At 53.0% G+C, this 20,962-nt stretch carries 18 protein-coding genes and 2 pseudogenes; 14 read left to right on the forward strand and 6 right to left on the reverse strand.

Features of this window, described 5'->3' with window-relative positions; all coding sequences use genetic code 11:
* The first annotated feature begins 19 nt into the window (after positions 1-19).
* The 3 genes from GC56T3_RS01015 (at position 20) to GC56T3_RS01025 (ending at position 3,330) form a co-directional block, all read left to right on the forward strand.
* The gene (locus GC56T3_RS01015) at positions 20-1,219 is read left to right on the forward strand and encodes an ornithine--oxo-acid transaminase (RefSeq protein WP_013144007.1); all 1,200 of its coding nucleotides are present in this window, start codon (positions 20-22) and stop codon (positions 1,217-1,219) included.
* A gap of 26 nt (positions 1,220-1,245) precedes the next feature.
* A complete protein-coding gene (locus GC56T3_RS01020; protein WP_013144008.1) occupies positions 1,246-2,484 on the forward strand; it encodes a Glu/Leu/Phe/Val dehydrogenase in 1,239 nt (412 codons plus the stop codon).
* 237 nt (positions 2,485-2,721) lie between these two features.
* Positions 2,722-3,330 carry a DedA family protein gene (locus GC56T3_RS01025; RefSeq protein WP_013144009.1) on the forward strand — a complete coding sequence of 203 codons (609 nt, stop codon included), beginning with the start codon at positions 2,722-2,724 and terminating at the stop codon, positions 3,328-3,330.
* Between the two features lie 198 nt (positions 3,331-3,528).
* Here the strand turns inward: GC56T3_RS01025 and GC56T3_RS01030 are convergent, their stop codons facing one another.
* The 4 genes from GC56T3_RS01030 to GC56T3_RS01045 form a co-directional block, all read right to left on the reverse strand.
* On the reverse strand, positions 3,529-4,518 hold the full coding sequence (locus tag GC56T3_RS01030; RefSeq protein WP_013144010.1) for an iron ABC transporter permease: 990 nt from the start codon (positions 4,516-4,518) through the stop codon (positions 3,529-3,531).
* Positions 4,515-5,522, reverse strand: a complete 1,008-nt coding sequence (locus GC56T3_RS01035; protein WP_013144011.1) for an iron ABC transporter permease — start codon at positions 5,520-5,522, stop codon at positions 4,515-4,517. The genes GC56T3_RS01030 and GC56T3_RS01035 overlap by 4 nt, the downstream gene beginning before the upstream one ends.
* A 67-nt stretch (positions 5,523-5,589) precedes the next feature.
* Positions 5,590-6,516, reverse strand: coding sequence for an iron-hydroxamate ABC transporter substrate-binding protein (locus tag GC56T3_RS01040; RefSeq protein ID WP_011229703.1), 927 nt, complete (start codon positions 6,514-6,516; stop codon positions 5,590-5,592).
* 6 nt (positions 6,517-6,522) lie between these two features.
* On the reverse strand, positions 6,523-7,314 hold the full coding sequence (locus tag GC56T3_RS01045) for an ABC transporter ATP-binding protein (protein WP_011229704.1): 792 nt from the start codon (positions 7,312-7,314) through the stop codon (positions 6,523-6,525).
* Between the two features lie 715 nt (positions 7,315-8,029).
* Here GC56T3_RS01045 and GC56T3_RS01050 point away from each other — a divergent pair.
* From GC56T3_RS01050 to GC56T3_RS01070, 5 genes are all read left to right on the forward strand, one after another.
* On the forward strand, positions 8,030-10,102 hold the full coding sequence (locus GC56T3_RS01050) for a sigma-54-dependent Fis family transcriptional regulator (protein ID WP_013144012.1): 2,073 nt from the start codon (positions 8,030-8,032) through the stop codon (positions 10,100-10,102).
* Complete coding sequence (locus tag GC56T3_RS01055; RefSeq protein WP_013144013.1) at positions 10,074-11,234, forward strand: acyl-CoA dehydrogenase family protein; 1,161 nt, start codon at positions 10,074-10,076, stop codon at positions 11,232-11,234. The genes GC56T3_RS01050 and GC56T3_RS01055 overlap by 29 nt, the downstream gene beginning before the upstream one ends.
* 388 nt (positions 11,235-11,622) lie before the next feature.
* The gene (locus tag GC56T3_RS01060; protein WP_013144014.1) at positions 11,623-11,877 is read left to right on the forward strand and encodes a hypothetical protein; all 255 of its coding nucleotides are present in this window, start codon (positions 11,623-11,625) and stop codon (positions 11,875-11,877) included.
* A gap of 144 nt (positions 11,878-12,021) precedes the next feature.
* Positions 12,022-13,563 (forward strand): aldehyde dehydrogenase, encoded by a 1,542-nt coding sequence (locus GC56T3_RS01065; protein WP_013144015.1) that lies wholly within the window; start codon positions 12,022-12,024, stop codon positions 13,561-13,563.
* Between the two features lie 15 nt (positions 13,564-13,578).
* Complete coding sequence (locus tag GC56T3_RS01070; RefSeq protein WP_013144016.1) at positions 13,579-14,790, forward strand: iron-containing alcohol dehydrogenase; 1,212 nt, start codon at positions 13,579-13,581, stop codon at positions 14,788-14,790.
* 63 nt (positions 14,791-14,853) lie between these two features.
* On the opposite strand, the gene GC56T3_RS01075 is transcribed toward GC56T3_RS01070, so the two are convergent.
* Entirely contained in the window at positions 14,854-15,255 is a 402-nt protein-coding gene (locus GC56T3_RS01075; protein ID WP_013144017.1) for a DoxX family protein, read from the reverse strand.
* A gap of 139 nt (positions 15,256-15,394) precedes the next feature.
* Between GC56T3_RS01075 and GC56T3_RS01080 the strand changes: the two genes are divergently transcribed.
* A complete protein-coding gene (locus GC56T3_RS01080) occupies positions 15,395-16,102 on the forward strand; it encodes a DsbA family oxidoreductase (protein WP_013144018.1) in 708 nt (235 codons plus the stop codon).
* Between the two features lie 109 nt (positions 16,103-16,211).
* Here the strand turns inward: GC56T3_RS01080 and GC56T3_RS01085 are convergent, their stop codons facing one another.
* Positions 16,212-16,676, reverse strand: coding sequence for a DinB family protein (locus GC56T3_RS01085; protein WP_013144019.1), 465 nt, complete (start codon positions 16,674-16,676; stop codon positions 16,212-16,214).
* A gap of 190 nt (positions 16,677-16,866) precedes the next feature.
* Between GC56T3_RS01085 and GC56T3_RS01090 the strand changes: the two are divergent.
* From GC56T3_RS01090 to GC56T3_RS01110, 5 genes and pseudogenes are all read left to right on the forward strand, one after another.
* A pseudogene (locus tag GC56T3_RS01090) lies at positions 16,867-17,163 on the forward strand (response regulator transcription factor); the annotation flags it as partial.
* A gap of 135 nt (positions 17,164-17,298) precedes the next feature.
* Positions 17,299-17,667: pseudogene (locus GC56T3_RS01095) on the forward strand (LuxR C-terminal-related transcriptional regulator); the annotation flags it as partial.
* A gap of 9 nt (positions 17,668-17,676) precedes the next feature.
* Complete coding sequence (locus GC56T3_RS01100; RefSeq protein ID WP_013144020.1) at positions 17,677-18,783, forward strand: sensor histidine kinase; 1,107 nt, start codon at positions 17,677-17,679, stop codon at positions 18,781-18,783.
* A gap of 102 nt (positions 18,784-18,885) precedes the next feature.
* Positions 18,886-19,821, forward strand: coding sequence for an ABC transporter ATP-binding protein (locus GC56T3_RS01105; RefSeq protein ID WP_013144021.1), 936 nt, complete (start codon positions 18,886-18,888; stop codon positions 19,819-19,821).
* 37 nt (positions 19,822-19,858) lie between these two features.
* On the forward strand, positions 19,859-20,962 hold the full coding sequence (locus GC56T3_RS01110) for an ABC transporter permease (protein ID WP_013144022.1): 1,104 nt from the start codon (positions 19,859-19,861) through the stop codon (positions 20,960-20,962).

The raw sequence follows: 20,962 nt of genomic DNA on the forward strand, positions 1-20,962 counted from the left end.
GGAAAAAAGGGGGATTTTGATGACGACAAAATCGCAACAGCTCATCGAACAAACGGAACGATATGGAGCACGAAATTATCATCCATTGCCGATTGTCATTTCGGAAGCGGAAGGGGTATGGGTGAAAGACCCAGAGGGCAACCGCTATATGGACATGTTAAGCGCTTATTCCGCTGTCAACCAAGGCCATCGCCATCCGAAGATTATTGAAGCGTTGAAAAAGCAAGCCGATCGGGTGACGCTCACATCGCGCGCGTTCCATAACGACCAGCTCGGCCCGTGGTATGAAAAAGTGTGTCAGCTGACGAAAAAGGACATGGTGCTGCCGATGAACACCGGCGCCGAGGCGGTGGAAACGGCGCTCAAGGCGGCGCGCCGCTGGGCGTATGACGTCAAAGGCGTTCCGGACAACGAAGCGGAAATCATCGTTTGTGAAGGCAATTTCCACGGCCGGACGCTCGCCGCGGTGTCCTTGTCGTCCGAACCGGCCTATAAACGGGGTTTTGGGCCGCTGCTATCCGGAGTGAAAATCATCCCGTACGGCGACATCGAAGCGTTGAAAGCGGCGATTACACCGAATACGGCGGCGTTTCTTGTCGAACCGATCCAAGGAGAAGCCGGCATCCGCATCCCACCGCAAGGTTTTTTAAAAGCGGCCTATGACGTGTGCAAAGAAAACAACGTGTTGTTCATCGCCGATGAAATCCAAACCGGTCTCGGGCGGACAGGAAAATTGTTTGCCTGCGACTGGGAAGACGTTGTGCCTGACATGTATATTTTAGGGAAAGCCCTCGGCGGCGGGGTGTTCCCGATTTCTTGCGTCGTCGCCAACCGCGACATTTTGTCGGTGTTTGAACCCGGCTCGCACGGATCGACGTTTGGCGGCAATCCGCTTGCATGTGCGGTGTCGATAGCGGCGCTCGAAGTGATTGAAGAAGAGCGGCTAGCGGAGCGTTCGCTTGAGCTTGGCGAATACTTCCTTTCGAAACTAAAACAAATCCGAAACGCCGATATTAAAGAAATCCGCGGCCGCGGCTTATTTATCGGCGTCGAGCTGCATGTGCCGGCGCGTCCGTACTGTGAGGCGCTGAAAGAGCAAGGATTGCTTTGCAAGGAAACGCATGAGACGGTCATTCGTTTCGCACCGCCGCTCATCATTACGAAAGAGGAATTGGATTGGGCGTTTGAACGGATTGCGAATGTCTTGTCCCGTCCATAAATCGAGTCAAAGAGGCGAATGAGACGATGGAAGAAAATATGTTTCTCTCCACCCAGCGTGTGATCAAAGCGGCGCTGGCCAAACTCGGCTACGGTGAGGAGATGTATGAGCTGCTCAAAGAACCATTGCGCGTCCTTACCGTACGCATTCCCGTCCGTATGGATGACGGAACGGTGAAAGTGTTTACCGGCTACCGCGCCCAGCATAGCGATGCCGTAGGGCCGACCAAGGGAGGCATTCGTTTTCATCCGGATGTCACCGAGGAAGAAGTGAAGGCGCTGTCGATGTGGATGACGATCAAAGCCGGAATTGTCGGTTTGCCGTATGGCGGCGGCAAAGGTGGCATCGTCTGCGACCCGCGGAACATGTCGATGGGTGAGCTGGAGCGGCTCAGCCGCGGCTATGTGCGGGCGATCAGCCAGATCGTGGGGCCATCCAAAGATATCCCGGCGCCGGACGTGTTTACCAACTCGCAAATTATGGCGTGGATGATGGATGAATATAGCCGCATCCGCGAATTTGATTCGCCTGGCTTTATCACCGGCAAGCCGCTTGTGCTCGGCGGCTCCCAAGGTCGGGAAAAAGCGACGGCGCTCGGTGTCACGATTTGCATCGAAGAAGCAGCGAAAAAAGCGGGAATTGAGTTGCAGGGGGCGCGGGTCATTATTCAAGGATTCGGCAATGCAGGCAGCTTTTTGGCCAAATTTTTGCATGAAGCTGGAGCTCGCGTCATTGGCATTTCCGATGCGTATGGCGCGTTGTATGACCCGAACGGACTGGATATTCCGTATTTGTTGGATCGCCGCGACAGTTTTGGCACGGTGACAACGCTGTTTGAGAATGTCATCACCAATCAAGAGCTGCTGGAAAAAGAGTGTGATATTTTAGTTCCGGCCGCGGTAGCGAATCAAATTACGCGTGACAATGCCGCGAATATTCGCGCTAAAATTGTGGTCGAGGCGGCCAACGGCCCGACGACGCTGGAAGCGACCAAAATCTTGACGGAGCGGGGCGTGCTATTGGTGCCTGATGTGCTGGCGAGCGCTGGCGGGGTGACGGTTTCCTATTTTGAATGGGTGCAAAACAACCAAGGCTATTATTGGACGGAAGAGGAAGTCGTCGAGAAGTTGAAAGAGAAATTGACGAGCGCGTTTCATCGCGTCTATGAATTGGCGGAATCGCGCCGTGTGGATATGCGCATGGCGGCGTACATGATCGGGCTGCGCCAAACAGCAGAAGCAGCTCGCTACCGTGGTTGGGTATAATCATGGAAAGGTTGTTGCTAGGGGGGCGCGCCGTCCATCCTCATCTGCTTGGGGGTGGGCGGCCTTTCGTTTGCGGGACGCCGATGAAGCCGGTGATATCGAAGGGAGAGCGAAAGCAAGCTGCTTTTCTTTTTTGCAAAGGATCTTTTTTTGTACTACCATATCATATACATACATTAATGAGGAAAGAGACATGCATACATACAATGAGCCGGGCGGAAGGGAGAGAATGGCGCCATGCAGGCGTGGATCACGAATGTAATGGAACAATTCGGCTATATCGGCATTTTTCTGATCATCGCGCTGGAAAACATTTTTCCACCGATTCCGTCGGAAGTCATTTTGCCGTTTGGCGGGTTTATGACGACGTACACGTCTTTGACGGTGCCCGGCGTCATTGCGGCGGCGACCGCCGGTTCGGTTGCCGGGGCATTGGTGCTGTACGGAATCGGCCGGCTGTTGTCGGTTGAACGGCTCGAGCGGATCGTCGACCGTTGGGGGAGATGGCTGCGGGTGAAGCCGGAAGACATCGCCAAGGCGAACCGGACGTTTCACCGTTATGGGGTATGGGCCGTCTTTCTTGGCCGCATGATTCCGTTGGTGCGCAGCTTGATTTCCATCCCGGCGGGCATGGCGAAGATGAATATCGGACTGTTTGTCTGGCTGTCGGTGCTGGGCACGCTCATTTGGAATACGATTTTAATCTCGATCGGGGCGGCGCTCGGTGAGTCGTGGGGGAAAGTATCCGAAGTGATTGGGATGTACGCCGAAGTGGTGTATGTCATTATTGCTGCGATCATTTTGATTGGAGCTGTCCGCTTTTGGAAGCGGCGCCGGGCTTCTTAATTCCGGCATTTTAAGGAATGGTTTTGCCAAAAAGGGCTGCGCGCCCAAGGCTGTTTTTCGGTCTTGGAGCCAGCCCTTTTCGCATCGCAAACGGAAAAATTCCCGTTTCAAAGTGAAACGGGAGTAGAGAGATGAAGATGAAGGCAGTTGAACGAGCTTATCCGCCATCCTTGATCCGTCTCATGGCCATCAAAAGGTTCAACGCTTCAATAACAAATAAATGAAGTATGGTGCACCGATGAATGACACAACAACTCCGGCCGGAAGCGGTTCGGCGAGAACGTTTCGCCCGATCGTGTCAGCGGCAAGCAGCAGCCAGCCGCCGATGAGCATCGCTGCCGGAATGGCCCGTTCATGGCGCGGGCCGACGATCATTTTGGCGATGTGCGGCGCCATTAAGCCGATAAAAGAGATGCCCCCGGTTACAGCGACGGCCGCTGCAGCGACGGCGACCGCTGTCGCCATCAGTACGAGCCGCTCGCGGCGAACATGAACGCCGACGCCGATGGCGACCGGATCGCCTAAATGCAAAAGGTTTAGCCGTTTCGCCCGATATAGACCGATCAATGCACCGATGACAAGCCACGGCAGCATCGCCCAAATAAACGGCCAATCATCGCCCCAAATGTTTCCGGAAAGCCATCTGGCGATAAAGTCGACTTTCGTTCGGTCCGCGGCGGAAATGAGGATGATCATGAGCCCGGAGAGCGCCATCGAAAACCCGACCCCGGTCAGGACGAACGATACCGGCTGCAGCCCGGTTGTTTGATGGTAGGAAACGGCGTACATGGCCGCCGCCGTCAACAGTGCTCCCACTAAGGCGACGAGCGGCAGAGCATAAAGGAACGTCCCGGCTTCAATCGGGAAAAATAAAAAGAATATAGCGACGCCTGCGCCGGCACCGGCGTTGATGCCCAATATGCCCGGATCGGCGAGCTCATTTCGGGTGGTGCCTTGCAGCATCGCTCCCGACAAGGCGAGCGCCATCCCGGCGAGCAACGTAATCACGATGCGCGGCAGGCGGAGAGAAAACAAAATAAACGCTTCTTGCATCGAACCGTAGCCGAACAGTGTCGGCGCGATGCGTCCGTACGAGAGCGGCGCTTCGCCGGTGCCCAACGCGATGGCGGCTGTTGCGGCAATAAGCAACAAAAGCATGCCTAACACTGCTGTGATGCGCATTCTCATTCAAAGCCCCTCCCTTTTTTCCGCACGACAAACAGGAAAAACGGCAAGCCGATCACCGCAACGATGGCTGCCACTGGCGTTTCAAATGGGGCATTGACCGTGCGGGCCGCCGTATCAGCGACGATCATGCCGGTCGCGCCGACCGTGGCCGACAGCGGGATGATAAATCGGTAATCGGCGCCGGCGATTGCGCGCACAAGATGAGGGATCATCAAGCCGATGAAGGTGATGTTGCCGGCGATGGCGACCGATGCTCCTGTTAATAAAAACACAGCGGAAAACAGCCACGTTTTGACGGCTGTTGTTTTTTGTCCGACGCCAACGGCGACGTCTTCGCTCAAGCTAAGAATCGTCAGCTGCCGCGAATACCATACGGCAATGGCGAGCCCGATCACGATGAGCGGAATGATGACTGACAGCTGTTTCCACGACGTTCCGGCTACCCCGCCCGATGTCCACATCGAAACGTCTTTGGAAATATGAAAATAAAGGCCAACTCCTTCAGCGACGGCAAACAAAAGCGCTGAGACCGCCGAGCCGGCTAGGACGATGCGCAATGGCGAAAAGCCGCCTTTGCGGGCGGCGCCGATGCCAAAGACCATCCCTGCTCCGGCCGCCGCCCCAAGCAAACAGGCGATGGTGATTGCGAGATAATGGGCGGAAGGAAAAAAGGCCATCGTTATGGCCAACGCTGCGTTCGCTCCAGCGGTTAAGCCGAGCAGTCCTGGGTCAGCAAGCGGGTTGCGTGTCATTCCTTGCATGATCGCCCCAGCGACGGCGAGTCCGGCGCCGACAAAGGCCGCCGCGGTTTCCCGAGGCAAACGGAGCTCGCGAATCAAGTCCAGTTGTTTACCTTGTTCATCGGAAAAGAGCGCGCGCCATACGTCACTCCATGTCGTATCAGCGACGCCGATGGCCATGGATCCGAACCAGATGGCCATCAGCAGGATAAGAGAGAAGAGAAACGTATAACGAAACGGCCATAGCCGGCGGTTTGCTTCCATCGGCGGTTTCCTCCTTTTCACAAGAAAGGACGGGACATTCACTGTCCGTGAACGCCCCGTCTCGTCATTATTGGCCTAAAAAATGCTTTTTAAAGAAATCGAGCTGGTAGTCTAACGTAATCGGGTCATTGAAATAAAACGCCTTGGCATCAGCGACGAACATACGGCCGTTTTTGACAGCAGGGATGTTTTTAAACGTGTTCGTTTCCATAAACGATGTATCGCCGTCGCCGTTTTTGCTTAAGATGAGGTAATCGCCGACAAACTGCGGCAGCGCTTCAAGGGAAACGGCATAGTAGCCCGGTTTGAGCGCCTGCTCTTCGACCGCTTTTGGCATTTTCAGCTTCATTTCTTGATACAAAATTTCTGTGCCGCGCGCCCAATTGTTGCCGAACACATACAGCTGCTTATCAAAGTTTTCGGCTACGGTGACCGTTGCGTTTTCGCCGATTTTCGCCCGGATGTCTTCCCCGGCTTGTTGCGCCCGTTGTTTGAAATCGTCGATCCACGCTTTCGCTTCTTTTTCTTTATTCAACAGTTTCCCGATTTCCAAAAACTGTGTCAAATAATCGACTTTGCCGTATGTAAAGGTGACGGTCGGGGCGATTTTGCTTAATTTGTCGACGTTTTTCGTATTGGATAATCCGATGATTAAGTCCGGTTTTAACGCCATAATTTTTTCAATGTCTTCATCGGTCACGACTTCGGCATCTTTCAGTTTTTCTTGAAAAAGCGGGCTCATTTTCGACCACGAATCCACGCCAACAATGGGGACGTCCAAGGCCAGCACATGCCCAGCAAACGTCGATAAGACGACGACGCGTTTTGGATCAGCCGGTACTTCCACCGGTCCGTTTTCCGATTGGTATGTAATCGTTTCCGGCTTTTTTTCTTTTGGTGAAGCGCTGCTGTTCTTGTTGTCGTCCGCCGCGTTGCCGCAGGCGCTTAGCACAAGCGCCAAAAGAAGCAACAAGGAAAGCCATGTTTTCCTCATGACGAATCAAGCCTCCCTAAGCAGTTGATAAGTGAAGCAAATCGGTTTGTTCGTCCGCGGGTCGCGGCCGATGTCAGCGTCAATGCCAAACACGTCGCGAAGCACATCGCGGCAAATGACGTCTTCGCTCGGCCCGGCTTTGACGATCGTGCCCGCCTTCATGGCGATCACATAGTCGGAAAACCGCGCCGCTTGGTTAATGTCATGGAGCACCATCACAATTGTCCGCCCTTCTTCTTTGTTCAGCCGTTCAAGCAGCTCGAGCACCTCGAGCTGGTGGGCGATGTCCAAATACGTCGTCGGTTCGTCCAAAAAGATGATGTCCGTCTCTTGAGCGAGCGCCATGGCGATCCAGACGCGCTGCCGCTGTCCGCCGGAGAGGGCGTCAACCGGCCGGTGTTTCAAATCGGCTGTTTTCGTTACGGCAAGCGCCCAGTCGATTGCTTCGTAATCTTGTTTCGTTAGGCGGCCCCATCCTCTTTGATAAGGGAAGCGGCCGTACGAGACGAGCTCAGCGACGGTCAATCCGCTTGTCGCTTCCGGCGTCTGCGGCAAAATAGCTATTTTTTTCGCCAGTTCTTTCGTTGGCTGTTGCGAAATGGCCCGGCCGTCCAAAATGACGGCGCCGGACTGCGGGGAAATGATGCGCGTCAACGTCTTGAGCAGCGTCGATTTTCCGCATCCGTTTGGTCCAATAATGGCTGTGATTTGTCGGTCGGGAATGCGGACGGACAAGCGTTCGAAAATCGTCCGGTCATCGTAGCGGACGGTCAACTCCTCGGCGTATAGGCGGACCATGAGGCCACCTCCTTCCGGATCAAGAAAATGAGAATCAATATCAATATTATTATAGCGCATCCAATGAAAAAAACAATGATTTTTTGAAAATGGGAATCAATTTTATATAGATGCAATTTAAAGCTTTAACATTTTTCGTCTTTGCCGGTCATTGCATCCGACTGTCGAGTGACCGAACAACGCCGCTTCCAGACCCATGAATGGGTCTGTGAAGCGAGTCGTTGTTCGGTCTTCCGTCACGCTAAGGCGTGACGGAGGCAAGCCACACGCTTGCCTTCGACAGTCGAAAATGGGCAAACCACTTTTCTGTCAAGGATATGTTAAACTTCTTTGTTGCATCTATATAGTTGCAAAGAAGTGACTAATGAGTGTTGCGAAATAACAACATTTTTTAGCTGAATAACGGCAGAACTGCAACAAATTCGTTCTGTTTGTTGCGAGATTGCAACAATATGTTGTTGTTTGGCAACAAGCGATCAAGTAAGATGAATTTTAGAAGGTTGGTGATTTAAGGGGAAATGCTGCTCTCCAACAGTGTTTCTCAAATTGAAAAACCTTGCAACACCATAACCTCCTTCCTTACGATTTCTCACAAACCGAGCGAATCCGTTGTTTTTCACCAGCCTTCTAGGGGTTTGTTTTTTCTGAATAGCGGGAACTTTTTTGGCACAAAAATTGCTTGAGTAGAAAATAAGGCGGAACGGTGGGAGAGGAAATGGCAATGATGGTCGGAGACATCATGGTGAAGGCAAAGGCAGTAATTTTTGAAAGCGATTCCCTTGATGAAGCGGCTCGGACATTCGTTGAATATGGACTTGATGGGATGGTCGTATGCCGTTGCAGTGAGGAAATCGTCGGCGTGGTGGCGGTCAAAGACGTGTTGTTCGGTCTTGTCCAAGGGAAAACAACTGTGCGTGAGGTGATGCGCCCGTCGCTGCCGCCGCTTTCCATTCACGACCGTGTGGAAGTGATCGAGTTTGGCGGCGGTCCGCTCCGGCCCGTTGTCGATGAGAGCGGACGCCTTGTCGGTGTGTTGACGAAAGAGCAGCATTTGACGGCATATGCGAAGGTGGCACAACTCCGCTTAAAACATTTGGATGCCATTTTCAACGCCGCCCATAACGGCATTTTATCGATCGATGCAAAAGGACGGATTACATCGATCAATCCACCGGCTGAGAAAATGGCGCGGACGACGAAAGAAGAAGCCATCGGCAAGTTTTTGACCGATGTCGTGATCCCGTCTGGCTTGCTCGAGGTCGTGCGCACCGGCAAAGGGCATACGGAAAAATACCGCGTCGGCAAGCGCGTCTATATTACAAACCGCTCGCCAATTATCGACGAGGGGAAGGTCGTTGGGGCGGTCGGGGTGTTTCAAGACATTTCCGAGATTGAATTTATCTCCAACGAACTTGAGACCGTCAAGCGCATCGTCAATGAATTGCAAACGGTGATGGAGGCATCCAGCGACGGCATCGCTATCACGGACCGCAGTGGAATGATCACACGGCGAAACAAAAAATGGGATGCGCTGTTTCTAGGAACGGAGCAAGAGCGGGTGACCGCCCCGCTTGACCGGGTCGTTCGACAGGCGCTTGATGGACGTCAGCCCTGTTCGATGCTTCATCAGGGGATGGAAACAGGAAATATTTGGATCGTTTCCGCGGTGCCGATCATCGAGGAAGATGGGCGGGCAGAGCGGGTTGTTCTCTACGTCAAAGATATGACCGAGATGGAACAGCTGCGCTCGGAACTGGAGGAGACGAAACGGCTCCTTCATATGTTGGGCCGTCAGGAAGAAGATCATCTCATTTATCGCGCTCCAGCGATGGCGCATGTTGTCAATATCGCCCGCCAAGCGGCGGCTGTCGATGTGACGTTGTTGTTGACCGGAGAGTCGGGCACCGGGAAAGAGGAATTGGCGAACTACATTTGGAAACAAAGCGCCCGCCGCGCCCGACCGTTTGTGAAAGTGAATTGCGGGGCGATCCCCGAGACGTTGATGGAGTCTGAACTGTTCGGCTACGAGCCGGGGGCGTTCACCGGAGCGGCGAAGAAAGGGAAAAAAGGCTATTTCGAGCAGGCGGATGGCGGGACGATTTTTCTCGATGAAATCAGTGAAATTCCGCTTCACCTGCAAGTGAAGCTCCTTCGCGTGTTGCAGTCGATGGAAATCATGAGGTTGGGGGCGGAGGCGCCGAAGCGGATCGATGTGCGTGTCATCGCCGCGACGAACAAGCCGCTTGAGGAGCTTGTTGCCGCTGGGCGGTTTCGCGCTGATTTGTTTTACCGGCTGAACGTGATGCCGATTGCCATTCCGCCGCTGCGCGACCGGAAAGAAGATATTCCGCTCTTGGTTGACCATTACCGAAAGCGGTTTGCGGAAAAGTATCAAAAACCGCTTGTCTTTACCGACGGAGCGCTGGCGGCGATGATGGACTATCACTGGCCCGGCAACGTTCGAGAGCTCGTTAATGCTGTAGAACGTATGTTTGTGACCGCCGTTTCCCCAGTCATTGACGAACACCAAGTGGCGAAATGGCTCCACCTTGAACCGGAGCCAGCTGCGAGCCCGGTGGCGGTCGGAGAGATCATCCCGCTCAAACAGGCAACGGCTGAGGTCGAGCGCCAGCTGATCATCAAGGCGCTTCACAAGGCGAAGACGTATCGGCGGGCTGCGAAACTGCTTGGTGTCGATGCGTCGACACTCGTGCGCAAGGCGCAAAAATATGGAATTCAATCATGGGGAGGGGAAGAAGATGGATTTCACGCTGCCAGCCGAGATTGAATTTTTAAAAGAAAACGTCCGCAAGTTTGTGAGAGAAGTTGTCGAACCGGTGGCGATGGATATTGAGGAAAATGACCAGATTCCGCAAGATATCATTGAAAAGTCGAAAGAAATGGGGCTGTTTGGATTAAGCATTCCGGAAGAGTACGGAGGCCTCGGTTTGTCAATGGTCGGCAAATGCGCCATTTACGAAGAGCTCGGCAAAACGCATAACGGCTATACGACGTTAATCGGCGCCCATACCGGCATCGGCACCGTCGGCATCGTTGAGCTCGGCACGGAAGAACAAAAGCAGCGCTATTTGCCAAAGATGGCGACGGGCGAATGGATCGGCGCTTTTGCTCTCACTGAGCCCAGCGCCGGATCAAACGCCGCTGCGATCAAAACGACCGCCGTCCGCAAAGGCGACCGCTACATCATTAACGGCTCGAAACATTATATTACGAACGCTGTCGACGCCCATGTGTTTACCGTCATGGCAGTCACCGATCCGTCGAAAGGCCCGAAAGGCATCACGTCCTTTATCGTAGAAAAAGATTTTCCCGGCTTTATCGTCGGAAAAGTCGAGCGGAAAATGGGGCTGCGCGGATCGCATTCGGCTGAGCTGTTTTTTGACAACTTGGAAGTGCCGGCCGAAAACGTGCTCGGGAGAGAAGGCGAAGGGTATGTCAACGCCTTGAAGATTTTAGCGAACGGCCGTGCTGGTCTTGCCGCGCGCAACCTCGGCTCGTGCATCCGCCTCTTGGAATACTGCATGGAATACGCCGAACAGCGTGAACAGTTCGGCAAGCCGATTATCGAGCAGCAAGCGATCCAGCATATGCTGGCGGAAATGAGCATGTTGATCGAAGTGCTGAGTTCGACCGTCTACCGCGTCGCCTGGATGGTCGACCAAAAGATGCGCGTCGTCAAAGAAGCGGCCATCGCCAAGCTGTTCGGTTCGGAAGTGTACAACAAAATCGCTGACATGGCCGTGCAAATCCACGGCGGCCTCGGCTACATGAAAGACTACCCGATCGAACGTTACTTCCGCGATGCCCGCATTACGAAAATTTACGAAGGTACCTCGGAAATCCAGCGCAACATCATTGCGAGCGAACTGCGGAAAGAATACGGAAAAGTGCGGGCATGACCGGAGTAGGTGCTGTCCTAACGAGGTGCTGGCTTTCAAGAGGAGTGCGAGAGATTGAATAACAAATCAGCTCGATGCGGATATACGGCCGTGGCAGAGGAGGTCTCGATGCTGTTGTGACCCCCTCTGTTTTTTTAGCGTTATTGTCGGAAAATGTCATTCGCTTTTTGTTGACGAAAGAAAGGGAAGGTTGCTAGAATGAGGGAAAATGATTGACTATTCATAACATTTTGGTCATTTTTACAACCTGCCTTTTTGCCAGCAACCCGCCTATTGTCGCAACAGCCTATTTGTAAGCCTTTACATTGATTGGTTGTCCCCGCGTTCATCTATCCAGAAGTACAACACCAGCCGACATTTCAAGAAAAATGGAAAAGGAGTGGTGAGCGTGCGGCGGGCCGAGCCGTTGGTTACAACAGGCAGCCGCGGGCTGCAGGAGGATTCGTTTCCGTTTCGGCTTTATCAAAAGGCCAAGCGGTTGGAAGCGGCGGCCCACGATTCGATGTTCGGCCCCGATCACCATGCCGACATCATGAATTTCACCGCTCGCCAACTGGCAACGAGGATGGAAGTGTTGAAAAAAGCGCAGGAGAAACCGTTTGACGAGCTGTTTGGGCTTGAAGAAAGCGAAATTGTCGGGTGATAGGGAGAGATTAAGCCGAAGAACGGTCTTCTGTGCGTTGGACAGGCAGTCGCCAACCCGCACTGGTGCCTGGCTGTTCAGCGGCAGGGGAAATCGATGGGTGATGCCATATGGGCAACAAAAAAAGAGAAAGGAGATGCCATCATGACGATTGACGTGCAAATGCATCATTTTCCGCTCTTCATTGACGGCCAATGGCAGCCGGCAAGCAGCGGGGAAACGTTTAACGTATACAATCCGGCGACCGGAGAGGCGGTGGCGACCGTCGCGAAGGCGACAGCGGATGATGTTGACCGGGCGGTGAAGGCGGCGCGCAAGGCGTTTGACGAGACCGATTGGAAGGCGATGAAACCGAAAGAACGGGCGCGCGTGCTGAATGTGATCGCCCAAGCCATTGCCGCCAACGCTCAAGAGCTCGTCTATTTGGAAGCAATCTCAAGCGGAGGGACGATCCGGCGCATCAGCTCGATCGATATTTTGCAGACGGTCGATTTATTCCAAACGATGGCAAACATCGTCCAAGAGTACCCGTTTTCGGAAACACTGCCGATTCCGCCGTTTCCCGGACCGGCGCACAACTTTGTCTGGCGCGAGCCGATCGGGGTTTGCGCGGCGATCACACCATGGAACTTGCCGCTCATGATCGCGTCGTGGAAAATCGCCCCGGCGCTGGCAGCGGGCAATACGATCGTCGTGAAACCGGCGAGCTATACACCGCTGTCGACACTGAAGCTGGCAGAAATCATTTCGTCCTTTGTGCCGCCGGGGGTCATCAACGTGGTGGCTGGTCCGGGCGCGGAAGTGGGAGAGGCGCTTGTCCGCCATCCGCAAGTGGACAAGGTGGCGTTCACCGGTTCGACGGAAGTCGGCCGCCGCATTATGGCGTTGGCGGCGGAAACGGTGAAAAACGTTACGCTTGAACTTGGCGGCAAGTCGCCGAACATTTTGCTCGAAGATGCCGATTTGGACATTGCCGTTCCCGGCAGTTTGTTTGGCGTCTTTTTGCATTCTGGTCAGTTGTGCGAATCGGGAACAAGGCTGTTTGTGCCTGACCGGCTCCATGATGAAGTGGTCGAGCAGCTTGCCGCGCTGACGAAGACGCTGCAAATCGGCCATCCGCTTGATCCGGCGACCGACGTCGGGCCGGTTATCTCCAAGCGGCAAAAAGAGACAGTGCTCTCCTATATTGAAGCCGGCAAGCAAGAAGGTGCGACCATTGTATGCGGCGGTCATGAAGTCGAAGTGCCCGGCTGTGAAGGCGGCCATTTTGTCGCGCCGACGATTTTTTCGAATGTCACGAATGACATGACAATCGCCCAAGAAGAGATTTTCGGCCCGGTGCTGTCGGTCATCCGCTATCATGACGTGGAAGAGGCAGTGGCGATGGCAAACGATACGATCTACGGGCTGGCAGCCGGCGTTTGGACGCGCGACGTCAACAAGGCGTACGCCATCGCCGGGCGCCTGCAGGCCGGCGTCGTCTGGATCAATGATTGGCATATGCTGCGCAATGACGCACCGTTTGGCGGCTACAAACAAAGCGGCATCGGGCGCGAGATGGGCAAATATTCACTTGATGCTTACACGCAGCTGAAGCATGTGCACACATCAATGGTGCCGGAGCTCGAGAAGCGGAAATGGTATCAAGTGCTGTTTTCCCGCCTGCACACCATGATGAAAAAGTAAAGGGGGATGAGGAACATGACGACGTTAGCGAACTTTTGGCTGCGCACGGCAATTTACACCGGGTCGAACACCCGAGCGCTCGTGCCGGACTTGTTCCGCGGGCTGGGGGCAAAACGGGTGCTATTGCTTTCCGACCGTGGGCTCGAGCAAGCTGGGGTTGTCGAAAAAGTAGCGAGCCTCTTTGACTTGACGATGCATGGAGTCGGACCAGAGCTTGCGGGCATCTTTTTGGATATTCGCCAAGATGCGGAGAGCGAATGCGTCAATGAAGCGGTGCGCTATGCGCGCGAGATCGGAGCGGACGCCTTGTTGGCGGTCGGCGGCGGCAGCGTGCTCGATACGGCCAAAGGGGTGAAATACGCCCTGTTTAAAGGGTTGCGCGACATTAAAGAGGCGATTCCCGGCGGGCTGCGGTACGAGTCGTTCCCGCAAGCGCAATTCATGCCGATCCCGCACATCGCCATCCCGACGACGGCCGGCACGGGGTCGGAAGTGTCGCCAATTGCGGTCATCTATAACGAAGAGCTGCGCTTGAAAACGAACATCATCAATCCGTTTATCAATGCTGATGTGGCCGTTTTGGATCCTGATTTAACGGTAGGGCTTCCCCCGAAGGTGACGGCGTTTACCGGCATGGACGCGCTCACCCATGCCATTGAGGCACTCGCCTCGCCGATGGCGACCGCGCTCACCGATGCATGCGCCTTGCAGGCGATCCGTTTGATTCGTGACTACTTGCCGGCGGCGGTTCGTGACGGCGGGAACATCCGCGCCCGCTTGGAGATGCTGCAGGCGAGCTTGCTTGGCATCACCGCGTTCAGCTTTGCGTTAAACGCCATTCCGGTGCACAATTTCGCCCATGCGTACGGAGCGATGTTTCGCATTCCACATGGCTTGGCGAACGCCGTCTTTTTGCCGGTCGTGATGGAAGCGATTCCGGAGTTGTATTTGCCGAAAGCGAAGCTGTTGGCTCAAGCGCTTGGCATTCATGATCACGGTCAAGGCAATGAAGCGCTGTTGGTAAAGTCCATTGAGCGAATTCGTCAATTGCGCGATGACATCGGGCTGCCGGCTGATTTTGCCGACTATCCGATGACGGAAGAACAATTCGCGGCGACGATTCAAGCGGTGGCATCTGACCCGGCTGCGATCAGTTTCCCGATGCCGCCTGAATTGATTCGGGCGATCGGCGAGCGCGTCGTCAAGCTGACAGTGGAAAAAGGGTGAAGCAGACAGAAAGAAACAGGTGTCCCGCGTCATGTGCGGGACACTTGTTTTCATGCCGGCTGTTCAGCCCCGCGGCCGTCCGATGACCGCATCTAACGACCAAAGCCGGCTGCCGTTTAACCATAAATAAATAGACATCGCAAGCAAGGCGAGATTGAATTCATAGCCCGTTTCCCGGCCGTTGCCGAGCAAACCGGCGTCGACTTTCGCCGTGGCGATGGCCCCGACCATGATGACGGCAAACGCCGCGGCGATCGGGCGTGTGCCAAGGCCGAGCATCATCGCCCAGCCACCGGCAAGCTCTACAATCGTCACGATGTAGGCGAGCCAGCCGGGAAGCCCCAGCGTCGCAAACGAATCCGTTGCCGCCTCAAGCCCCCGCTGCCATTTCACCCAGCCATGGGCGAAAAAGATGAACCCGGTGACAATCCGCAATAGAAAGGCGCATAGTTCCTGGAAATGCATCGGTTTTGTCCCTCCTTGTCCCAACAGCATGGTAGTACAATGTATGCGGGCGGGTCTGTCCCCATGCCTTTCGTTAGCCATTCGACCGGCAATGGGCTACAATGGAGGGGAAGCGCGTCAAAAGTAGAGGAGGATGGCCATGAAAATTGAAGTATGGTCCGATTTTGTCTGCCCGTTTTGCTATATCGGCAAACGTCGCTTGGAACAGGCGCTTGAACAGTTTCCGCACCGAGAAGATGTTGAGATTGTATTTCGCAGCTTTGAATTGGATCCGAATGCGAAAAAAGAGACGCCATTGACGATTCACGAAATCATTGCTAACAAATACGGCATTTCAATCGAGGAAGCGAAGCGGGCCAATGCCGATATCGGCAGGCAGGCGGAAGCGGTCGGATTGACATTCCGCTTTGAGACGATGAAGCCGACGAATACGTTTGACGCCCACCGTTTGGCTCATTATGCCAAGGAAAAAGGGAAGCTGAATGAAATGGTGGAACGGCTGTTTTATGCATATTTCACGGAGTCAAAGCGAATCAGCGACCGCGATGTGCTGCTTGCGATCGCCGAAGCAACCGGGCTTGACCGGGCGGAAGCTGAGGAGGTGTTGGCAAGCGGCCGTTACACGGAAGAGGTGCGCCGCGATGAGGAAGAAGCAGCGGCGTTGGGCGTCCGCGGCGTACCGTTTTTCGTGCTGAATGGGAAGTATGCGATTTCGGGGGCCCAGCCGGTTGACGTGTTCCGGCGGGCGCTAGAGAAAGTATGGGAGGAAGAACAACAAGCTTCCCCGTTGCGGTCGTTGGCGGGTGAAGGCGGAATGTGCGCAGACGGAAGCTGCTCGATTGACTAAATCGCCTCAACCAAAAAGGAAAAGCCGGCTAGGGGTTTCTTAGCCGGCTTTTTTGTTATTTTCACGGAGAAGCCTCTCGGTTAGTTAGATGAAACAAAAATGGGGAAGATTAACCGCGTTTCACAAACAGCGGCAAGTCCGTATGCCCCATGCCGCGGACGTAGACGAACAGCTGGCCTTTATGGTGGATTTCATGGTCCATTGCCAATTGCAGGAACTGAGCTGTGGACATTTGCGTGCCAAAGATGGCAGTTAAATCAAGCGTCCGGTCGAAGTCGTCATCGCTCATCGATTCGATGAGCTGCCTCGTTTTTTCCGTATACGTTTCCGCCAGCTTGGCCAAATTCGTCTCCGGTTCCTCGATTTTTTGCCGGAACAGCGATGGATCGCCGTGTTTTGCCGTGTTAGCGAAATTGTAGAAGCTGAACAGCATATGCGTCGCCAGCTGCTTCGCTGTCATCGAGGTCGGCGTCGGTTTGTAATCATAATGCGCTTCGTCGATTTTGTGGATCAGTTCCATCGTGACATGGCGGTGGGAAAGGAAATATTGCACCCATTTTTTTGCGCGGGACATGGCTCTTCCTCCTTCTAGTTATGGAATTCTGTTTTCCATTTTACCATAAACATCTTCTCTATCGTCATTTGGCTCATTTCCCTTATGGCAATGGAAGAAATCCCCCTTATTCATTATAATGAAAGTAAATCATAAAAATCATGCACGCGAGGTAGTGGACAGGCGTCATGATGAAAAGGGGTGGGTAAAGATGGAACATCACTCTTCGTCCCATGTTCCGCGCATAAAAGTGCTCATCGCCGATGACAATCCTTTTGTCCGCGAAGGGCTGCGGATCATCTTAAGCACGTATGACGAGTTTGATGTCGCCGCGACTGTAGGCGATGGGAAAGAGGCAGTGGAATATTGTCGACATCATGAAGTTGATGTCGCGTTATTGGATGTGCGCATGCCGAACATGAATGGAGTGGAAGCGATAAAGCTTCTATGCGAGCAGACGAAGACAAAGCCGCTCATCTTGACGATGTTTGATGATGATGAATACATTCTAGAAGGACGGTGAAAAACGGTTGTCACGAGCAAATCAGCGGCATTTCGCCAAAAAAGAAGGCTGATTTCGCAAGGTTTTTCTAATTGAGAAATAGCTGGAACTAGCAGCATTTTGTACTAAATCACCAGCCTCCTAGACGCCATTCAATACGGTGCAAAAGGATATTTTTTAAAAAATACCGATCCGGAACGAATCCGCGAAGCGATCAAAGCGGTGTATCACGGCCAAGTGGTGATGCAGGAGATTGTGATGGACAAAATTAAGTCCAACTTAAAAGAAGAAGCAGAAGCAGCCCCGAAAATCGATAAAAGCCTGTTTACGGAACGAGAGTTGGACATTATGGCGCTCATTGCGAAGGGGCTTTCGAATAAAGAGATTGCCAAACAGCTATTTCTCTCCGAGGGAACGGTGGCCAATTACATCACATCGATTTTGGACAAAACTGGACTGCAACATCGAACGCAAATTGCCGTTTATTATCTGACGGGAAAAGTCGGCTGAGGGGACGTTATGGAATCGCTGCTGATCATTTACAAGCTGATTGTATGGGGGTATGCGGCATTCGATTACATTTCATCGAAACAGCAAACGGGAGCGGGCTTTGTTCTCGTCTCTCTGATCTATTTTTGTCTTCAGCTGTTTGCCCTGATCGTTCGGCATATGAGGTGGAAAAGGGGAGCGGCGTTTGGTTCCGTTGTTCTTCTCGTTCTAGCCGCCGCCTTTGTGGAGCCGCTGTGGGCGTTGTTGCTGCCTCTCAATGGGTATGAGCTGGCCTCCGTGTATATCCACCGAGTTTGGGGGATCGGGGCGGTGTTGTTGACGCCGATGATTTGGCTTGATCCATCGGCGGGGAAATTATACGGCTTTGTGGCATTGTTCAGTTTTGTCAGCGTGACGGCAGTCAAGCGGCACATCGAGCGGATGGAACAACAAGAAGATCGTTTGGATCAAATGCGCAACGATTTGCATCGGCTGACAAGAAGGATCAGCGAATATCATCAATACATCAAGCAGTCGGAATATACGTTGCAGTTGGAAGAACGGAACCGTCTGTCGCAGCGCATCCATGACCAAATCGGCCACTCGCTCGCGGGAGCGCTCATTCAGATGGAGGCGGCCAAACGGTTGATGGATGCGGACCGCAACAAGGCGAAACAACTGTTGGAAAACGCCATCCATATTTCCAAAGAAGGCATGGAACAAATCCGGATGACATTAAAACAGATCAAGCCACCGCTCGAGCAAATCGGGCTGAATCGGGTGAAATTATTCATTGAGGAATTTTCCGCCCAACATCATCTCCCTGTTCCACTCGTATGCAAAGGGGATTTGGATGTGATTACACCAATCCAATGGAAAGTGATTTATGAGAACATTGCCGAAGCGTTGACGAATGCGAGCAAATACGCTGAGGCTACGGCCATTGCCGTTGAAATTCACGTGTTGAATCGAGTCATCAAGGTGGAAGTGAAAGATAACGGGAAAGGTGCGGCCAAGATCAAGAAAGGACTTGGGATCATCGGCATGGAGGAACGAGCGGCCTCTGTTCATGGCACGGTCATTGTCGATGGAACGAACGGTTTCTCTGTCACGACGTTGCTTCCGATTCATGAGTAAATCGTGAATGTTCTCATGTCAACGAGATGAATTCCTGCACTTACAGGAGTTCATCTTTTTTTCTATAATCCATAATACCAAGCATGGAAAGAAGGTGGAACGATGAACATGTTAGAGATCAAACAAGTGACCAAAAAATTTGGTGACTTCATCGCTGTTGATCATATGTCTCTTACGGTTGCCGAAGGGGAAATTTTTGGCTTCCTCGGAGCCAATGGCGCGGGAAAAAGCACAACCATCCATATGATTGCTGGGTTGCTCCGTCCGAATGCAGGAGAAATCAAGATTCTCGGCAAGGACATCGCCAAGCATCGCCAGTTTGCCAAACGACATATCGGCATTGTTCCCCAAGAGATCGCTATCTATGAAAATTTGACGGCGTATGAGAATGTTGAATTTTTTGCCGGGTTGTATGGACTGCGTGGCGCGGAGCTGCGCCAGCGGGTTGAAGAGGCGCTCGAGTTTGTCGGTTTAAGCGATAAGCGCAAAAGTTATCCGAAACATTTCTCAGGAGGGATGAAGCGGAGGCTCAATATCGCCTGCGCTCTTGCCCATCGGCCGAAGCTCATCATTATGGATGAACCAACTGTTGGCATCGATCCACAGTCGCGAAATTATATTTTGGCTTCGGTGAAAAAGCTCAATGAGATGGGATGCACGATCATTTATACAAGCCACTATATGGAGGAAGTGGAGGAGATTTGCACACGGATCGCCATCATTGATCATGGAAAGATCATCGCAGAGGGGACAAAGGAGAAGCTGGAAGCGATTATCACCGATACAAAAGATATTTGGCTGGAAATCAGGGGGATGGATCGGCTCAACAAGCAGCATCTCCAAGACATTCGCGGGGTCAAGGCAGTGCAATGCGAAGAAAATATGATCAAAATCAGTTCGGATATCAGTGTCAATAATTTAAACGAAATTGTGCAATGCCTGATCAATGACGGTGTCGAAATCCGTTCGCTGGAAGACAAATCACCGAACTTGGAAACGGTCTTTTTGGCGCTGACGGGGAGAAATTTGCGGGATTAGCGGTTTGGAGTGCCATCATGCGAAGGAGGTGCTTCTTTTGAATATTTTTCGCATTGCAGCCAAGGAAATCAAAAGCGATTTTCGTGATGTCCGGACGCTGTTTTTTATGCTGCTGTTTCCGATCGTACTGATGTTCATCTTAGGAACAGCCCTTTCCAACGCGTTTCACTGGACGATTTCTGTCGGTGATGTACACGTCTTGTACAACGATCAAAAAGCAGGGCCGTTGTCGCCGTATATTCAAACGATGATCCAAGCAGCGAAGAAAGCCCACATCGATTTTCAAAAGGCATCCGACCGTATAAAAGGAACGAAAGCGGTGCAGGAAGGAAAAGCGGATGGATACATCGAGATCGGCCCGCGTGGAGTGGAGTTGTACACCAATGAACGCAACAAGATCAAAGGAAGCATTGTAGAGGGGGTAATGGCCGCGTTTGTCGGCCGATGCCAGCTGGCGATGGCCGTTTCAGAGGTGAAGCCCGGTTTTGTTCCATCCAATAAAAGTGTGCATGATGAGTATATTCAAGAACGGTCGCTGCATGCCAAGCGCAAACCGGGAGCGATGGATTATTATGCGGTGGCGATGACGACGATGATCGCTTTGTACAGCGCATTGCCGGGCAGTTCGTTGCTGCGGGGGGAGCGAACGCGGAAGACGGCTGATCGCCTTTTGGCTGCTCCTGTTCGCAAAAGCGAGATTTTTATTGGAAAGCTGGCCGGGAACGTCGCGGCGAATTTTCTTTGTGTTGCGGTCGTCATGTTGTTCAGCCAATGGGTGCTTCATGCCGATTGGGGGCATCACGTAAGCCTCGTATGGTTGCTTATGTTGACCGAGGTGGTCTTAGCCATCAGCTTTGGTCTAGGGATGGGCTATATGGCAAGGACGGAAGGAGCGGCGCGAACGATTGCGATGGTCATCATTCAGCTGTCTTCCTTTTTCGGCGGCGCTTATTTTCCGATCGATGAAACAGCATGGTATGCCCATTTGTCTCCGCTTTCTTGGATGAATGACACGATTTTCAAAATCGTGTATGCGAACGATTTGTCAAGCGTCGTTCCAACTATGCTGCTGAATATCGGTATAGCGGCGTTGTTTTTGGTGATCGCTGTCGTGTCGATGGCGAGACGGGAGGGATTATAA

Source organism: Geobacillus sp. C56-T3 (genome assembly GCF_000092445.1).
Taxonomy (GTDB): Bacteria; Bacillota; Bacilli; order Bacillales; family Anoxybacillaceae; genus Geobacillus; species Geobacillus thermoleovorans.

Excerpts from the sequence above, each read along its gene's own strand:
- GC56T3_RS01015 (WP_013144007.1), top strand. The coding sequence starts at position 20 with ATGACGACAAAATCGCAACAGCTCATCGAACAAACGGAACGATATGGA.
- GC56T3_RS01020 (WP_013144008.1), top strand. The coding sequence starts at position 1,246 with ATGGAAGAAAATATGTTTCTCTCCACCCAGCGTGTGATCAAAGCGGCG.
- GC56T3_RS01025 (WP_013144009.1), top strand. The coding sequence starts at position 2,722 with ATGCAGGCGTGGATCACGAATGTAATGGAACAATTCGGCTATATCGGC.
- GC56T3_RS01030 (WP_013144010.1), bottom strand. The coding sequence starts at position 4,518 with ATGAGAATGCGCATCACAGCAGTGTTAGGCATGCTTTTGTTGCTTATT.
- GC56T3_RS01035 (WP_013144011.1), bottom strand. The coding sequence starts at position 5,522 with ATGGAAGCAAACCGCCGGCTATGGCCGTTTCGTTATACGTTTCTCTTC.
- GC56T3_RS01040 (WP_011229703.1), bottom strand. The coding sequence starts at position 6,516 with ATGAGGAAAACATGGCTTTCCTTGTTGCTTCTTTTGGCGCTTGTGCTA.
- GC56T3_RS01045 (WP_011229704.1), bottom strand. The coding sequence starts at position 7,314 with ATGGTCCGCCTATACGCCGAGGAGTTGACCGTCCGCTACGATGACCGG.
- GC56T3_RS01050 (WP_013144012.1), top strand. The coding sequence starts at position 8,030 with ATGGCAATGATGGTCGGAGACATCATGGTGAAGGCAAAGGCAGTAATT.
- GC56T3_RS01055 (WP_013144013.1), top strand. The coding sequence starts at position 10,074 with ATGGATTTCACGCTGCCAGCCGAGATTGAATTTTTAAAAGAAAACGTC.
- GC56T3_RS01065 (WP_013144015.1), top strand. The coding sequence starts at position 12,022 with ATGACGATTGACGTGCAAATGCATCATTTTCCGCTCTTCATTGACGGC.
- GC56T3_RS01070 (WP_013144016.1), top strand. The coding sequence starts at position 13,579 with ATGACGACGTTAGCGAACTTTTGGCTGCGCACGGCAATTTACACCGGG.
- GC56T3_RS01075 (WP_013144017.1), bottom strand. The coding sequence starts at position 15,255 with ATGCATTTCCAGGAACTATGCGCCTTTCTATTGCGGATTGTCACCGGG.
- GC56T3_RS01080 (WP_013144018.1), top strand. The coding sequence starts at position 15,395 with ATGAAAATTGAAGTATGGTCCGATTTTGTCTGCCCGTTTTGCTATATC.
- GC56T3_RS01085 (WP_013144019.1), bottom strand. The coding sequence starts at position 16,676 with ATGTCCCGCGCAAAAAAATGGGTGCAATATTTCCTTTCCCACCGCCAT.
- GC56T3_RS01100 (WP_013144020.1), top strand. The coding sequence starts at position 17,677 with ATGGAATCGCTGCTGATCATTTACAAGCTGATTGTATGGGGGTATGCG.
- GC56T3_RS01105 (WP_013144021.1), top strand. The coding sequence starts at position 18,886 with ATGAACATGTTAGAGATCAAACAAGTGACCAAAAAATTTGGTGACTTC.